The following is a 14,718-nucleotide window of genomic DNA, read 5'->3' on the forward strand; positions in this document are numbered from 1 at the left end:
GAAGGTCATCGGTTACTCCCACCGGATCCGGGGGTCGAGCCAGGCGTACACCAGGTCGGTGAGCAGTTGGACGGTGACGTGGACGGCGACGATCAGCAGCAGGAGGTCCTGCACCACGGGGTAGTCCCGGCGCAGCACGCCCTGTTCGACGAGCTGGCCGAGCCCGGGCCAGGCGAAGATCCGCTCCACCAGCACCGCCCCGGCCACCAGGTGGCCGAGCTGCAGGCCGAGCACGGTGACGGCGGAGGGCAGCGCGTTGGGCAGGGCGTGCCGCCAGACGATCCGGCGCCGGGAGACGCCGACGGCGGTGGCGGTGCGCACGTAGTCCTCGGCGAGCGCCCGTTCGATGCCGTCCTTGAGGTAGCGGGCCAGGACGGCGGCGCTGGGCAGGGCGAGGCAGACGGCGGGCAGCAGCAGGTACTGGAGGGCGAGGTCGGGGGCGTCCAGCAGCGACTCGTGGCCGCCGGCCGGCAGCAGGCCGAGGGTGACCGCGAACAGCAGCACCAGCAGCACCCCGGTGACGAACGGCGGGACGGCCAGGACGGCGGTGGTGAAGGCGCGGACGGCGGCGCCGACCGGCCGCCGCCTGGTGGTGGCGCCGAGCACGCCGAGCGGCAGGGCCAGCAGGACGACCAGCAGCAGGGCGGCGCCGGTGAGTTGGGCGGTCGCGCCGAGGCCGTCGGTGATCAGGTCGGCGACCTGGCCGCCGATCGCGTAGCTGGGCCCGAGGTCGCCGGTCAGCAGGTCGCCGAGCCAGCGCAGGTACTGGGTGAGGAGGGGCCGGTCGAGGCCGAGGTGCGCGCGGATCGCGGCGACGGCCTGCGGTCCGGCGTCGGGGCCGGCCAGTGTGGTGGCCGGGTCGCCGGGGATGAGGCGGAGGATGAGGAAGACGAGGAAGGAGGCGAGGAGGAGGACGAGCAGCCCGGAGGGGAGCCGCTTGAGGAGGAAGCTTCGCATCGGGTTCGGGCCCTCCGGTCAGGCCGTGAGGTAGGCGTCGTCGAGGTTGAGGTAGCCGAACTTGTTGAGCGTGGCGCCGCGGGCCTTGCCGACGGCGACCTCGGTGAGGCCGGCGATGGCGAGGTCGATGACGAACTGCTCGTCCAGCAGGACGTCGGTGATCTGCCCGTAGAGCGCCTTGGCCTCGGGGCTGTCGCTGTCCGGACGCTGCCAGGCGCGCTGCACGACGTCGGTGTAGGCGGGCGAGCTGAAGCGCGAGCTGTTCTTCGCCTCGTTGAACGGGTAGGCGCTCACCGCGAGGGTGGCGGGGTGGAGTTGGGCGAAGCCGTGGCTCAGCGTCCAGAGCGCGGGCATGGACTGGGAGATGAGCTGCTTCTGCATGGTGGGCGAGTCGGTGGGCTGCAGCACGGTCTCGATGCCGACCTGCTTGAGGTCGTACTGGAGGATCTGGGCGATGGCGGTGTTGCCCGGGTCGTTGCTGTGCGCGAACGGCAGGCTGATGCCGTTGAGCCCGGCGTCCTTGAGCAACTGCCGGGCGCGCTCGGGGTCGTGGCGGTAGTGGGCGGCGGCGTCCGCGCTGTACGCGGGGGAGGACTTCGGCCAGGGCGTGGCGGAGACGGTGCCGTAGCCGCCGAGCGCCTGCTCGACCAGCCGCTCGCGGTCGACGGCCCAGGCGATGGCCTGCCGGACGCGTTTGTCGCCGACGTGCTCGGCGGTGAGGTTGGCGCCGATGTAGTAGGCGCCGGCGCCGGTGTCGTAGGGCGTGACGTGGAACTGCGGGTCGCTCCTGAGGGTGGCGACGTCCTTGCCGCGGACGCTGTAGGAGAGGTGGGTCTGGCCGGTGCGGAGGGAGGAGAGCAGCGAGTCCGGCTGGGGGATCACCCGGACCTCGACGCCGTCCAGGTAGGGGCGGCCCGGGTTCCAGTACTTCTCGTTGCGGGCGAAGGTGAGCGAGCTGCCGGGCTTGCGCTCGGTGAAGGTGTAGGGGCCGGTGCCGACCAGCTTCGTCCCGGCGAAGGCGTCCTCGACGGTCTCGGAGTCGGGGACGATCATGAACTCGAAGAGGTCGAAGAGGTTGCTCACCGGGTGGGCGAGGACGAGGGTGAGCTCGAAGTCGCCGTTCCTGCGGAAGTCCGTGACGGCGGCGGCGGTCGACCTCAACTGGGCCGAACGGGCCGGGTTCTGGAGGTTCTTGACGGCGAACACCACATCGTCGGCGGTGAACTGGCGCCCGCTGTGGAAGGTCACGTCCTCGCGCAGCCTGAGGGTGACGCTCGCGCCGTCCGGGGCGACCTGCCAGGAGGTGGCGAGTTCGGGCTGCGGCTTCAGCTGGTCGTCGTAGCGGGTGAGGGTGTTGAAGACCAGGCGCTGGACGAGGGTGTTGGCGCTCTGTGCGAACAGCAGGGCCGGGGTGAAGTCGACGCCGGTGCCGACCGTGAGGACGCCGCCGCGGCGCGGGCCCGCCGCGTCGCCCGACGCCCGCCCGGCGGCGGTGTCGGCGGCCGAGCGGCAGGCGGCCAGGGACAGCGGGCCGGCGCCGCCGAGGCCGCCGCGGAGCAGCGTCCGGCGGGAGAGGGCGGGGGCGGTGGGGTGGCTGGTCACGAGTGGGGTCCTCTGCGGGAAGGGGCGTGCGGGGTCGGTCAGTTCGGCCGCGGGGCGGTGGTCAGTGCCCTCGCGGGGCCGTGGTCAGCGCGTGCACCGGGCGGGCGTGCAGGGCGTGCACCGGGCGGGCGTGCAGGGCGTGCACCGGACGGGCGTACAGGGCGTCGAGGGCGGGTGCCCCGGCGGCCACGGCGAGCACGTCGGCACCGCGCTGCTGGGCGATCAGCAGGCCCTCGTCGCGCCGCAGGTGCGAGCGCCGGGTGAACTCGCCGCGCACCACGTCCAGGTAGGCCGGGTCGAGCAGGGCGAAGGTCTCGGTGAGGACGAGCAGATCGGGGTTGACGACGTCGGCCAGCAGGGCGAGCGCCCGGCCGACGATCTCCGCGCGCCGCCGCACCAGACGGTCGGCGCGCGGGTCGCCGGCCCGGACGGCGGCCAGGAAGGCGGCGCGGTCGGGTCGTTCGACGATGCCTTCGGCGGTCGCCGCCTCGAACAGCGTGGTGTCCGAGGCGGCGACCGCCAGACAGCCCGTCCGGCCGCAGTGGCAGAGCGCGTCGCTGTCCGGCACCGGCAGGTGGGCGACGTCGCCGGTCGGCGAGGCCGGGCCGATGTGCACGGTGCCGGCCACCGCCAGCGCCGCGTCCACCACGTGGCCGACGAACAGGTGCACCATCGAACGCCGGGCGGCCGGGTGGCCGAACAGGATCTCCGCCCGGGCCAGCGCCCGGGCGTGGTTGTCCACCTGGACGGGCAGTCCGGAGGCCTCCGCGAGCAGGGCGCCGAGCGGCAAGTCCCGCCAGTTGAGCGGATCGTGACGGAGGATCAGTCCGCGCTCGTGGTCCACCGAGCCGCCGGTGACCGCGCCCAGGCCGACCAGGGTGCGGCCGTCCGGTACGGCGGCCAGCAGCCGGGGCAGCCGCTCCAGCAGCGGCCGCAGCACGGCCCGGCCGGTGCGGCCCCGATGGCTCAGCTCCTTGCGGTAGAGCACGTTCCCGCGCGGGTCGAGGAAGGCGAAGGTGGTGTACGGCAGGCCGATGTGCAGCCCGGCCACGGCGATCCGGCCGGTGTCGACGTCCACCGGCAGCTGCGGCCGGCCCACCGTGCCGCTGCCGGGGGCGGTCGACCCGGGCCGCTCGTGGAGCAGCCCGAGCCGGGTGAGGTCGACCACCTGCCGGGAGACGGCGGCCGGGCTCAGGCCGGTGAGCGCGGCCACCCGGCCGCGGGCCACCGGGCCGTGGTCCAGCACCGTCCGCAGCACGGTGGCGGCGTTGACGTCCCGCCGTCCGTCCCCGGTGCGCGGCCGGTCCCCGGTACGCGGCCCGGTGACGGGCGGCGCGGCGGGGGCGGTCTCCGTGACCATGCTTCGCCTTCCTCGGATCCGGTTCCGCTCAGCCGCGGTCGGCGGCCACGGCCCCAGCGGTGACGGCCCCAGCGGTGACGGCTGCGGCGGCGGCCACCTTGGCGGCCTCGGCGGCGGCGGTCTCCAACTCCTCGGCCGGCACCAGCCCGGCCACCCGCGGCGGCTCGGCGGGCTCCAGCAGCCGGCTCGGCGCACCGTCCACGCCCACCGGCAGGTCGCCGTCCAGGGTGATCCGGCGGACCAGGCGCGGCTCGTCGCCGTAGTCGTTGACGGCGTAGTGCTGGGTGGCGCGGTTGTCCCAGATCGCGACGTCGCCGACCTGCCAGTCCCAGCGCACGGTGTTCTCCAGGCGCTCCACGTACCGCTGGAAGAGCGCGATCAGCGCCTTGCCGTCGGCGCCCGAGACGCCCTGGATCCGCTGGGCGAACGCGCCGAGCAGGAGGTTCTTCTCGCCGGTCACCGGGTGGACGCGGACCACCGGGTGCTCGGTCTTGAACGCGGTCGAGACGAACACCTGCCGGAACAGGTTCGCGATCTCGGCGTTGTCCGCCAGCTCGGGCCGCAGGCCGAGGCTGGCCGCGTAGTCGTAGTCGTTGGTGTGCACGGCGCGCAGCGACTCGGCCAGCACCTTCAGCGGCTCCGGCAGGTCCTGGTAGGCGGCGGCGGTGTTGGCCCACACGGTCGAGCCGCCGGCCGGCGGCAGCTCCAGCGCGCGGAGGATCGAGGCCTTGGGGTAGGAGGGGACGAAGGTGACGTCGGTGTGCCAGTTGTTGGCGCGCACGCCCTTGGTGGCGTCCAGCTCGAAGACGTAGCGGCCGTCCGCGCTGGGGACGGTGGGGTGGCCGACCGGGTGGCCCAACAGGCGGGCGAAGGCCTCGTGCTCGGCGTCGTCGAGGTGCTGCTGGCCGCGGAAGAACAGCACCTTGTGCTCGTACAGGGCGGCCTCGATCGCGGCGACGGTCTCGGCGGGCAGCTCGCCGCCGAGGCGCACGTCGTGCACGATCGCGCCGATCCGGCCGGCGGCGGGGGTGAGGCGGAGTGCGGTCGGGGTGGCAGTGGACATGGCGGATCCTCGACTCTCGTACGGAGGTGGGTGCGGGGAAGGCGGGTGTGCGGGCAGGCCCCGGCCGACGCGGACGACGCCGCGGACGCGGGCAGGACGGGGGAGCGCAGGGCGGGGCAGGGCTCAGCGGGGTGCGACGGAGGGCGCACGGGTGCCGCCGTGCGGAAGTGCGGCCGGAGTGCGGCCGGGAATCAGCGGGCGAGCGCCCCGCGACAACAACAGCGGCGGCGGGCCGGGGCGACACGGTGAACGGTGCGGGTGATCATCGGCCCTCCTTCCGGTTCCAGGGGTGCTGCGACTGGGCTCGGCGCTCATGGTGCTGAAGCCCGCGCCTCCCTGTCAATCACCCGATCTGCCTGCTGGGAACGGGTGTTGCGGCCGTGTGACGGCCTGTTGCGGGCGGCGTTCGAGCGATGACGCGGCTGCTGCGGAGTCGTCTTCCCGCCTGTCGCGGGCGTGTCGGGGTGACTAACTTTCGCAGCGGAAGAAACCCGTGGGCAGTCGAAGGGCCCGCCCGGAGCATGTCCGGACGGGCCCCGCGCACTCGACGGGCTATGGCTGGTGTGCGGCTTCGGGACGCGTCGGCGCGGACGGCGGCTGTGCCAGGGTGACGGTGTAGCGCCAGAACGGTCGGACAAGCAGTGCGCCGGCCATGACGACGACCATGCAGAGCAGCGAACTGCCCGTCCACGCGACACCGAGACCGGTGGCGGAGGCCATGGCGCCGGCCCGTAGGTCTCCGAGGCGCGGACCGCCGGCGACGACGACGGTGAAGACGCCTTGCAGCCGGCCACGCATGGCGTCCGGTGCGTAGGTCTGCAGAATCGTCTCGCGGTAGACCGCGCTGACGAGGTCCGCCGCTCCGGCGGCGGCCAGCAGGGCCGCGGCCGCGAGGAGGTGGTGGACGGTGCCCGCGAGGGCGATGGCCGCCGCCCAGGTGGTGACGGCGATCGCCAGCGCCCGGCCTTGGCGGCGCACTCGTCCGATCCACCCGCTGAACAGCCCCGCCGCGACCGACCCGATGGCGATGGCCGAGTACAACAGTCCCGCTCCTCCGCCGAAGCGCAGCTGTGCCGCTTCCGGGAACAGGGCGGTCGGCAGGGCCATGGTCATCGCCGCGATGTCGACCGCGAAGGACATCCAGAGCACGGGGGCCGCGGCGATGAACCGCAGCCCGTCGAAGACCGAGCGCAGCCCGCCGATGCGGGCCCCCGAGCCGGCGGGCAGGATCGGGGGCAGGCCGACGGCCGAGTACAGCAGCACGGAGAACAGCACGGCGTCGGTGCCGTAGGCCCAGCAGTAGCCGTTCGGCAGCGAGATCAGGAGGCCCGCCACCAGGGGCCCGGCGACCTGCCCGACATTGCCGGCGGTGAAGTACAGCGTGTTCGCGGCCGGTACCAACGGGGTGGGAACGATACGGGGAATGATCGCGCCCCGGGCGGCGGACGACACGGCGAAGGCGCCGGCCTGGACGGCGACAAGGCCGAGGATGAGGGGCACCGAGCGCAGATCGGCGAGCGCCTGGAACAGCAGGGCGAGGGTGATCGCCCAGGTGAGGCAGGCCGATGCCAGGTAGAGCGTACGGCGGTCGAACCGGTCGGCGATGGCGCCGCCGTACAGGCCGAACACCACGAGCGGTACGAGGCCGGCCAGCCCCGTCAGCCCCACGACCAGCGACGACCGCGTCAGCGCGTACACCTGTATCGGGATGGTGACGCTGGTGACCATGGTCCCGATGTACGCCGCGCCCTGCCCGATCATCAGGCGACGGAAGACGGGGTGCGCCAGCGGGCGGGTGTCGAGGGCGATACCGCGGAGGCCGGAGACCAGCCGGGCCTTCAGCGCGGGCGGGGCCGTGGGCGGAAGATCGCGCGGGGTGCGGGATGTCGTGGGCATGGGCACCACGCTGGCAGGGCCGCGCGGTCCACCGCTTCCGTTATTCTGCCGTCGTATGTCGGAAAACAGCCAGGCGGGAAACAGCCAGGTGGAAAACAGCCAGGCGGAGGAGACGGCGGAGGCGGCGGAGCCCAGGGACTCCACGCATGCCCACCTCGCGGGTGACGTCATCGGCCGCCACCAGCACGGCTATCACCAACTGCTCTATGTCAGCGCCGGTGTGGTGGCGGTACAGACGGGCGAGGCGTCCTGGGTGGCGTCCAGGGCGCGCGCCGTGTGGATTCCGGCGGGCATCCGGCATCAGCACCGGGTGCACGGGCACAGTTCCGTGCACACGCTCGGCTTCGCCGCCCACGACGCCCTGCTGGAGTCCCGGACGCCGGTCGTCGTGGCCGTGGACACCCTGGTGCGCGAACTGATCATCGCGTGCAGCGAACCGTCCCTCCCGGAGCAGGAGGCACGCCGCCTGCGCGCCGTCCTGCGGGACCGGCTGCGGCGAGCCCTCGTGGAGCCGCTGACGCTGCCCACCCCCGACAACTCCCTGCTGCGGCAGGCGTGCGCGCTGGTGACCGGCGATCTGCGGCAGCCGCGGACCGCCGCCTGGCTCGCACGGAGCATCGGCGTGAGCGAGCGCACCCTGGCCCGGCTGTTCAGGAGCGAGTTCGGCATGACCTATCCGCAGTGGCGGACCAACGTCCGGGTGTTCCACGCCATGGTGCTGCTGGCGGAGGGAGCGAGCGTCAGTGAAACGGGACGGCGGTGCGGATGGGCCACGACCAGTGCGTTCATCGACACGTTCAGCCGCACCATGGGCCAGACGCCGGGGACCTATCGCATCGCACCCGGGGGGTGAATTCCCAAGTCGGGCTTCGTGCTGACCCGTTGGGATCGATCAGCTAGGCCCCCAGCAGGCGGGCGAAGTCCAGGCCGAGGCTGCCGAGCACGGGGAGCGCGCCGAGGTCGGTGACGGCGCCGACCGGGATGCTGTAGCCCTGGTTGACCTCCCGGGGCTTCGGCGCGGCGGCGGCCGGGCCGGTCAGGGCGCCGGTGAGGACGGCGGTGAGGGTGGCGAGCAGGGCGAAGGTGCGCAACGGGGCCTCCGAGGACGCGGGATCGGTCGTCCTGCTGAACACGCGGCGGAGTCCTGCGGTCACGTATCGTCCCCCTTTCGGCCGCTCAAGTAAAGCTTCCTCACTTGTGTTCATGACAACACGTCAGTTGTCTGGACCACTCGTGGATATTTTGTTTACCGTCCTCTCCAATCACCGAACTGGGAGGGCCCCCATGCGAGTTGTCCCGAACCTCCGGATCCTGGCCGGCGTCCCGCTGGCCGCCGCCGCGTTGGTCGCACTGACCGCCGGCACCGCGAGCGCCGCGATACCGATCAACAAGCCCATGTCCGGCAAGGCCACCTACTACAACGACGCCGGCTACGGCGCCTGCGGCACCCAGATCAACGCGGGCACCCAGATGCTGGTCGCCGTCTCGCACACCTGGTGGACCACTGCCAACCCGAACAACGACCCGCTCTGCAAGGGCATTTCGGTCAAGGTCAGCTACCAGGGCAAGACCGTCACCGTGCCCGTCAAGGACAAGTGTCCCTCCTGCGACTCCACCCACCTCGACCTCAGCCAGCCGGCCTTCGCCCGGTTCGCGCCGCTCGGCCAGGGCGTGATCAACGGCCTGACCTGGCAGTTCGTCAAGGCCGGGCTCGCCGGTGAGACCATCCCGCTCTCCGAGCCGATCACCGGCTCGACCATCGGCTGAGCCCTCCGGTGACGCCCTGCCCGCCCCGACCGGCCCGGTTGTCGGTGGGGGCGGGCAGAATCGGCCCCACCGACAGCCCGGCGGGACGAGCCCGGCGGGGCGGTGCGTCGACAGGGGGGCGGGCATGGGGCGCTATCTCACGGTCACGGCGGCGGTCACGATCGCCGAACCACGCCTGCGGGCGTATCTGCGCTCGCCGCTCGCCCCGGCCTCCACCTGGCCGGAGTCCGACTGGCACGGCCTCTGCACCCCCTGGCCCGACGAGGCGGTCCGCCGCCGCTACCGCGCCGAACTCCCGGCCGCCGTCGCCGAGTGCGACAGCTGGCTCGACGGCGACCACGCCGACCTCCTCCTCGGCCTCGCCGAGCACGAGGACCTCACCCTCCGCCACGACGGGGAAACCGGCGCCCTCACCCTCGACCTCGACACCCGGGTCGACTTCGAACTCCCCGGCATGATCTGGGCGTTCACCACCCTGCGCGGCTTGGCCGGAGCGATGGCCGACGGCGACGGCGGACTCGTCGAACTCACCCCCGACTGGACCGACGGCACGGCGCTGATGCACCTCTCGCCCGGGCGGTCCCGCTTCCTCGACCCGGCCCGGGACGCCGCCGCCCTCGCCCGGGCCCGGGACACGGCCTTCGACGTCCGCTGCGCCGTCCCGGAGGCCGACGAGGACGCGTCGGCCGCCGAGCTGCTCGAACGCCTGCTGACCTGACAGGGTGCAGCGCGCGGGCACCGGATCCTTCCACGCTGGCGGTGGTTCGACCCCGTCCGCCGGGCATAGCGTCCGGGAAAACTGTCGGCGCGAGGTGGAGGTCGGGGTCCGTGGGATCCGGTGGCACGGGTGTGAGCGGCATGGGTGTGAACGGCGGAGTGTCCTTCTGGTGGAGCCGGCTCGGGCTGCCCGACGCGCGGCCGGCCCTGCCGGGCGACCGTGAGGTCGACGTCTGCGTGGTCGGCGGCGGGTACAACGGCCTCTGGACGGCGTACTACCTCAAGAAGGCCGACCCGGGCCTGCGGATCGCCGTCCTGGAGCAGCGGTTCTGCGGCTACGGCGCCTCCGGGCGCAACGGCGGCTGGCTGTACAACGGCTTCGCCGGCCGCGGGGCCTTCGCCCGGCGCTACGGGCCGGAGCGCGCCGCCGCGATGCAGCGGGTGATGGACGCGGCGGTCGGCGAGGTCGCGGACACCCTGGACGCCGAGGGTATCGACGCCGACCTGGTGCGCGGCGGCGTACTGGAGGTTGCCCGTACCCCCGCCCAACTGGCCCGGCTGCGCGCGTTCGCCGAAGCCGAACGGACCTACGGCGCCGACCGCGTCCAGGACCTCGACGCCGGCGAGACGGCGGACCGCCTGCACGTCGCCGGGGCGCTCGGCGGCGTCTGGAGCCCGCACGGCGCCCGCGTCCAGCCCGCCAAGCTCGCCGCCGGCCTCGCCGACGCCGTCGAACGGCTCGGCGTCGAACTCTACGAGGGCACCCCGGTGACGGCGATCCGCGGCGGACGCAAGCCCCGCGCCGTCACCCCGCACGGCACCGTCACCGCCCGGTACGTGCTGCGCGCCACCGAGGGTTTCACCCCGGGCCTCGCGGGCGAGCGGCGCACCTGGCTGCCGATGAACTCGGCGATGATCGCCACCGAGCCGCTCCCGGCCTCCTTCTGGGCGGAGACCGGCTGGGAGGGCCGCGAGGTGCTCGGCGACTTCGCGCACGCCTACATGTACGCGCAGCGCACCGCCGACGACCGGATCGCCCTCGGCGGGCGCGGCGTCCCGTACCGCTTCGGCTCCCGGACGGACACCGACGGCGCCACCCAGCCCGCGACCGTCCGTCAGCTGCGGGAGATCCTGCACGACTTCTTCCCCGCCGCCCGCACCGCCCGGATCGAGCACGCCTGGGCGGGGGTGCTCGGGGTGCCCCGCGACTGGTGCGCCACCGTCGACCTGGACCGCCGCACCGGCCTCGGCTGGGCCGGCGGCTACGTCGGCAGCGGGGTGACCACCACCAACCTGGCCGGCCGCACCCTGCGCGACCTCGTCCTCGGCCGCGACACCGAGCTGACCCGGCTGCCCTGGGTCGGCCACCGCGTCCGCCCCTGGGAGCCGGAACCCCTCCGCTGGCTCGGCGTCCACGCCCTCTACGCCGCCTACCACCTGGCCGACCGCCGCGAAGCCACCACCCGCCGCCCCACCACCTCCCCCCTCGCCCGGCTCGCCGACACCGTCGCGGGGCGGTAGGTCCAAGCCGGGGGAGGGGCGGGCTCAGGCGCCCACGTAGGCCGCCAGGTGTTCGCCGGTGAGGGTGGAGCGGGCGGCGACGAGGTCGGCGGGGGTGCCCTCGAAGACGATGCGGCCGCCGTCGTGGCCGGCACCCGGGCCGAGGTCGATGATCCAGTCGGCGTGCGCCATGACGGCCTGGTGGTGCTCGACGACGATGACGGACTTGCCGGAGTCGACCAGGCGGTCCAGCAGGCCGAGCAACTGCTCGACGTCCGCCAGGTGGAGGCCGGTGGTCGGCTCGTCGAGGACGTAGACGCCGCCCTTGTCGCCCATGTGGGTGGCCAGCTTCAGGCGCTGCCGCTCGCCGCCGGAGAGCGTGGTGAGCGGCTGGCCGAGGCTGACGTAGCCGAGGCCGACGTCGGCCAGGCGGGTGAGGATGCGGTGGGCGGCGGGGGTGCGGGCCTCACCGGTGGCGAAGAAGGCCTCCGCCTCCGTCACCGGCATCGCCAGGACCTCGCTGATGTCCTTGCCGCCGAGGTGGTACTCCAGCACCGAGGCGTCGAAGCGCCGGCCCTCGCAGTCCTCGCAGGTGGTGGCCACGCCGGCCATCATCGCGAGGTCCGTGTAGACCACGCCCGCGCCGTTGCACGTCGGGCAGGCGCCCTCCGAGTTCGGGCTGAACAGGGCCGGCTTCACCCCGTTGGCCTTCGCGAACGCCTTGCGGATCGGCTCCAGCAGCCCGGTGTAGGTGGCCGGGTTGCTGCGCCGCGAGCCGCGGATCGGGCTCTGGTCGACGGACACCACCCCCTCCCCGGCCGGGACCGAGCCGTGCACCAGCGAGCTCTTCCCCGAGCCGGCCACCCCGGTCACGGCGACCAGGACGCCGAGCGGGATGTCCACGTCGACGCCGCGCAGGTTGTGGGCGGTGGCGCCGCGGATCGGCAGCTTGCCGGTGGGCGTGCGGACGGTCTTCTTCACCGCAGCCCGGTCGTCCAGGTGACGGCCGGTCACCGTGCCGGCCGCGCGCAGGCCCTCCAGCGGGCCCTCGTAGCAGACCGTGCCGCCCGCCGAGCCCGCGCCCGGACCGAGGTCCACCACATGGTCGGCGATCGCGATCACCTCGGGCTTGTGCTCGACCACCAGCACCGTGTTGCCCTTGTCCCGCAGCTGGCGCAGCAGGCCGTTCATCCGCTGGATGTCGTGCGGGTGCAGGCCGGTGCTGGGCTCGTCGAACACGTACGTCACATCGGTGAGCGAGGAGCCGAGGTGACGGATCATCTTCACCCGCTGCGCCTCGCCGCCCGAGAGGGTGCCGGCCGGGCGCTCCAGCGAGAGGTAGCCGAGGCCGATCTCCACGAAGGAGTCCAGGGTCTGCCGGAGCGCGTCCAGCAGCGGCGCCACCGAGGGCTCGTCCAGCCCGCGCACCCAGTCCGCCAGGTCGCTGATCTGCATCGCGCAGGCGTCGGCGATGCTGATCCCGCCGACCTTCGACGAGCGGGCGGCCGCGGTGAGCCGGGTGCCCTCGCAGTCCGGGCAGGAGGCGAAGGTGACGGCGCGGTCCACGAACGCCCGGATGTGCGGCTGCATCGCCTCCCGGTCCTTGGCCAGCATGGACTTCTGAACCTTGGGGACCAGCCCCTCGTAGGTGAGGTTGATGCCGTTGACCTTCACCTTGGTCGGCTCGCGGTACAGGAAGTCCTGGAGCTCCCGCTCGGTGTAGTCGCGGATCGGCTTGTCCGGGTCGAGGAAGCCGGAGCCGCTGAAGATCCGGGTCATCCAGCCGTCACCGGTGTAGCCGGGCACGGTGATCGCGCCCTCGGCGAGCGACTTGGAGGCGTCGTAGAGCTGGGTGAGGTCCATGTCCGAGACGGAGCCGCGGCCCTCGCAGCGCGGGCACATGCCGCCGGTGATGCTGAAGCTGCGCCGCTCCTTGACGGTCTTGCCGGCGCGCTCCACGGTGACCGCGCCGGCCCCGCTGATCGAGGCGACGTTGAAGGAGAACGCCTTGGGCGGGCCGATGTGCGGCTGCCCCAGCCGGCTGAACAGGATCCGCAGCATCGCGTTGGTGTCGGTGGCGGTGCCGACGGTGGAGCGCGGGTCGGCGCCCATCCGCTGCTGGTCGACGATGATCGCGGTGGTCAGGCCGTCGAGCACGTCCACCTCGGGCCGGGCCACGGACGGCATGAAGCCCTGGACGAACGCGCTGTAGGTCTCGTTGATCAGCCGCTGCGACTCGGCGGCGACCGTGTCGAACACCAGGGAGCTCTTGCCCGAGCCGGAGACGCCGGTGAACACCGTGAGCCGGCGCTTCGGGATCTCGATGCTGACGTCCTTGAGGTTGTTCTCCCGCGCGCCGTGCACGCGGATCAGGTCGTGGGTGTCGGCGGCGTGCGGCTCGGGTGTCCGCGCGCCGTCCCTCGTGACCGTGCTCATCGTCTCTCCGGTTGCTCGTCGCCGTGCCTCGGTTCCGATCTAACCAGCCGGGTACGACAACTGGGCCTTAGGCCGGTCGGAGGCGGTGCGCTGGCGGGGGCGGGGGTCGCACCGCACGGTGGTGGCGGGAAGCGGACGGCGGGAGGCGGTCAGGTGCGGGCACGGCGGGTACGGCAGGCAGGGCAGGCAGGGCAGGCAGGGCAGGCACGGCGGATGTGGCGGACGTGGCGGGCGGCGGCGGGTGCGGCCGCCCTCGTGCTGGGGATCGCCGCGGCCCCGGCGGCGGCCGCCGGGCTGCGGCCCGGGTGGACGGTGGCCGTGGTGGACCAGGCCTCCCGCCGGGTGCTGCTGCTCGGCGCCGAGGAGCCGCCCGCGCTGACCGCCCTCCGCGGGCCGGACCACCGGCGGCCGGTGCTCTGGTCCTGGTCCGCGGACACCGCCCCCGACCTCGCCGACCTGCACCCGCGGTGGACCTGGGACCTGCCGGACGAGGCCAAGAACCGGGTGCGGCACGGCCGCCGCTACCTGGTCACCACCGCCTCCGGCGGCCTGGCCGCCCTCGTCGACACCGTGACCGGCGCCGCCGTCTGGGCCACCGACACCGGCCGGGGCGCCAACCCGCACAGCGCCGAGCTGCTCCCGGACGGCAACGTGGCGGTGGCCGCCTCGGGCGGCGGCTGGATCCGGCTGTACGCCGCCTCGCTGGGGCCGCGCAGCACCGTCCACGCCGAGTACCGGCTGCCGGGCGCGCACGGCGTGCACTGGGACGCGCGGAGCGGCTGGCTCTGGGCGCTCGGCGACGACACGCTGACCGCGCTGCGGGTGGGTGGCACCGCCGCCGCGCCGACGCTCACCGCCGAGCGGTCGGTGCGGCTGCCCGAACCGGGCGGCCACGACCTGGCGCCGGTGCTCGCCGCGCCCGGCCGGTTCTGGGTGAGCACCGCGCGGCACCTGTGGCGCTACGACCTGGCGGCGGACCGCTTCACCCGGATCCGGTTGGCGGACGAACGGGCCGAGCGGGACATCAAGAGCGTGGGCGACGAGCCCGGCACCGGTCGGCTGCTCACGGCCGCCCCGGACCACGCGGGCCCGTGCGCCTGGTGCACCTCGGTGCTCACCCTGCACCGCCCGGACGGCGTCCGGCAGCTGCCCGGCGTCCACCTCTACAAGGCGCGCTGGTGGACCAGTTGGGGGAGCGGGGCCTGACCCGCTCCCCACGGGGGCCGACCGGGATCCGACCGGTGGCCCGACCGGGGGTTCGACCGGGGGAAGGGCCGAACGGGCTGGCATTCGGTGGATGCGGCTGATTTTATGCAACGCCAAACTACTCCAATAGTGGTCAGTTTCCGCTCCCGTTCCGAATACCTCCCGGTAGCACCCCGGGCTGGGATAGCGTCCATGGCGCCGGGGGGAACCGAAC

12 protein-coding genes are annotated in these 14,718 nt (G+C 73.6%); 5 read left to right on the forward strand and 7 right to left on the reverse strand.

All coding sequences use genetic code 11. The annotated features are described in order from the left end of the window. Nucleotides 1-12: 12 nt before the first annotated feature. From ACFP3U_RS15975 to ACFP3U_RS15995, 5 genes are all read right to left on the reverse strand, one after another. A complete protein-coding gene (locus ACFP3U_RS15975; protein ID WP_380226177.1) occupies nt 13-957 on the reverse strand; it encodes an ABC transporter permease in 945 nt (314 codons plus the stop codon). Nucleotides 958-975: 18 nt separating this feature from the next. Then, entirely contained in the window at nt 976-2,559 is a 1,584-nt protein-coding gene (locus ACFP3U_RS15980; RefSeq protein WP_380226178.1) for an ABC transporter substrate-binding protein, read from the reverse strand. 61 nt (nt 2,560-2,620) lie between these two features. Further along, nucleotides 2,621-3,919: an ROK family transcriptional regulator gene (locus ACFP3U_RS15985; protein ID WP_380226179.1), complete on the reverse strand. Its 1,299-nt coding sequence runs from the start codon at nt 3,917-3,919 to the stop codon at nt 2,621-2,623. Nucleotides 3,920-3,947: 28 nt separating this feature from the next. Continuing rightward, on the reverse strand, nt 3,948-4,982 hold the full coding sequence (locus tag ACFP3U_RS15990) for a TauD/TfdA dioxygenase family protein (protein WP_380226180.1): 1,035 nt from the start codon (nt 4,980-4,982) through the stop codon (nt 3,948-3,950). A 552-nt stretch (nt 4,983-5,534) separates the two neighbouring features. Continuing rightward, a complete protein-coding gene (locus ACFP3U_RS15995; RefSeq protein ID WP_380226181.1) occupies nt 5,535-6,878 on the reverse strand; it encodes an MFS transporter in 1,344 nt (447 codons plus the stop codon). Nucleotides 6,879-6,933: 55 nt separating this feature from the next. Here ACFP3U_RS15995 and ACFP3U_RS16000 point away from each other — a divergent pair, with 55 nt between their 5' ends. Beyond that, nucleotides 6,934-7,731 carry a helix-turn-helix transcriptional regulator gene (locus ACFP3U_RS16000; RefSeq protein ID WP_380226182.1) on the forward strand — a complete coding sequence of 266 codons (798 nt, stop codon included), beginning with the start codon at nt 6,934-6,936 and terminating at the stop codon, nt 7,729-7,731. Nucleotides 7,732-7,774: 43 nt separating this feature from the next. Here ACFP3U_RS16000 and ACFP3U_RS16005 read toward each other — a convergent pair whose 3' ends face one another. Next, nucleotides 7,775-8,032: a hypothetical protein gene (locus ACFP3U_RS16005; RefSeq protein ID WP_380226183.1), complete on the reverse strand. Its 258-nt coding sequence runs from the start codon at nt 8,030-8,032 to the stop codon at nt 7,775-7,777. Nucleotides 8,033-8,162: 130 nt separating this feature from the next. Between ACFP3U_RS16005 and ACFP3U_RS16010 the strand changes: the two genes are divergently transcribed. The 3 genes from ACFP3U_RS16010 to ACFP3U_RS16020 all read left to right on the forward strand — a co-directional run bounded on the left by ACFP3U_RS16010 (nt 8,163) and on the right by ACFP3U_RS16020 (nt 10,883). Beyond that, a complete protein-coding gene (locus ACFP3U_RS16010; RefSeq protein WP_380226184.1) occupies nt 8,163-8,645 on the forward strand; it encodes a cysteine/serine endopeptidase inhibitor in 483 nt (160 codons plus the stop codon). 124 nt (nt 8,646-8,769) lie between these two features. Continuing rightward, nucleotides 8,770-9,363: a hypothetical protein gene (locus tag ACFP3U_RS16015; protein ID WP_380226185.1), complete on the forward strand. Its 594-nt coding sequence runs from the start codon at nt 8,770-8,772 to the stop codon at nt 9,361-9,363. 140 nt (nt 9,364-9,503) lie between these two features. Beyond that, a complete protein-coding gene (locus ACFP3U_RS16020) occupies nt 9,504-10,883 on the forward strand; it encodes an NAD(P)/FAD-dependent oxidoreductase (protein WP_380226186.1) in 1,380 nt (459 codons plus the stop codon). 24 nt (nt 10,884-10,907) lie between these two features. Here ACFP3U_RS16020 and ACFP3U_RS16025 read toward each other — a convergent pair whose 3' ends face one another. Continuing rightward, nucleotides 10,908-13,298 carry an ATP-binding cassette domain-containing protein gene (locus ACFP3U_RS16025; RefSeq protein WP_380226187.1) on the reverse strand — a complete coding sequence of 797 codons (2,391 nt, stop codon included), beginning with the start codon at nt 13,296-13,298 and terminating at the stop codon, nt 10,908-10,910. Between the two features lie 213 nt (nt 13,299-13,511). Here ACFP3U_RS16025 and ACFP3U_RS16030 point away from each other — a divergent pair, with 213 nt between their 5' ends. Continuing rightward, nucleotides 13,512-14,504 (forward strand): DUF6528 family protein, encoded by a 993-nt coding sequence (locus ACFP3U_RS16030; RefSeq protein ID WP_380226188.1) that lies wholly within the window; start codon nt 13,512-13,514, stop codon nt 14,502-14,504. Nucleotides 14,505-14,718: the final 214 nt, after the last annotated feature.

This window comes from Kitasatospora misakiensis, from assembly GCF_042656005.1.
GTDB classification, from domain to species: Bacteria; Actinomycetota; Actinomycetes; order Streptomycetales; family Streptomycetaceae; genus Kitasatospora; species Kitasatospora misakiensis.

Bases quoted from the DNA above. Each gene is read 5' to 3' on its own strand.
- ACFP3U_RS15990 (WP_380226180.1), bottom strand. From the start codon at position 4,982: ATGTCCACTGCCACCCCGACCGCACTCCGCCTCACCCCCGCCGCCGGC.
- ACFP3U_RS15975 (WP_380226177.1), bottom strand. From the start codon at position 957: ATGCGAAGCTTCCTCCTCAAGCGGCTCCCCTCCGGGCTGCTCGTCCTC.
- ACFP3U_RS16030 (WP_380226188.1), top strand. From the start codon at position 13,512: ATGTGGCGGACGTGGCGGGCGGCGGCGGGTGCGGCCGCCCTCGTGCTG.
- ACFP3U_RS15985 (WP_380226179.1), bottom strand. From the start codon at position 3,919: ATGGTCACGGAGACCGCCCCCGCCGCGCCGCCCGTCACCGGGCCGCGT.
- ACFP3U_RS16010 (WP_380226184.1), top strand. From the start codon at position 8,163: ATGCGAGTTGTCCCGAACCTCCGGATCCTGGCCGGCGTCCCGCTGGCC.
- ACFP3U_RS16000 (WP_380226182.1), top strand. From the start codon at position 6,934: ATGTCGGAAAACAGCCAGGCGGGAAACAGCCAGGTGGAAAACAGCCAG.
- ACFP3U_RS16015 (WP_380226185.1), top strand. From the start codon at position 8,770: ATGGGGCGCTATCTCACGGTCACGGCGGCGGTCACGATCGCCGAACCA.
- ACFP3U_RS16025 (WP_380226187.1), bottom strand. From the start codon at position 13,298: ATGAGCACGGTCACGAGGGACGGCGCGCGGACACCCGAGCCGCACGCC.
- ACFP3U_RS16020 (WP_380226186.1), top strand. From the start codon at position 9,504: ATGGGTGTGAACGGCGGAGTGTCCTTCTGGTGGAGCCGGCTCGGGCTG.
- ACFP3U_RS15995 (WP_380226181.1), bottom strand. From the start codon at position 6,878: ATGCCCACGACATCCCGCACCCCGCGCGATCTTCCGCCCACGGCCCCG.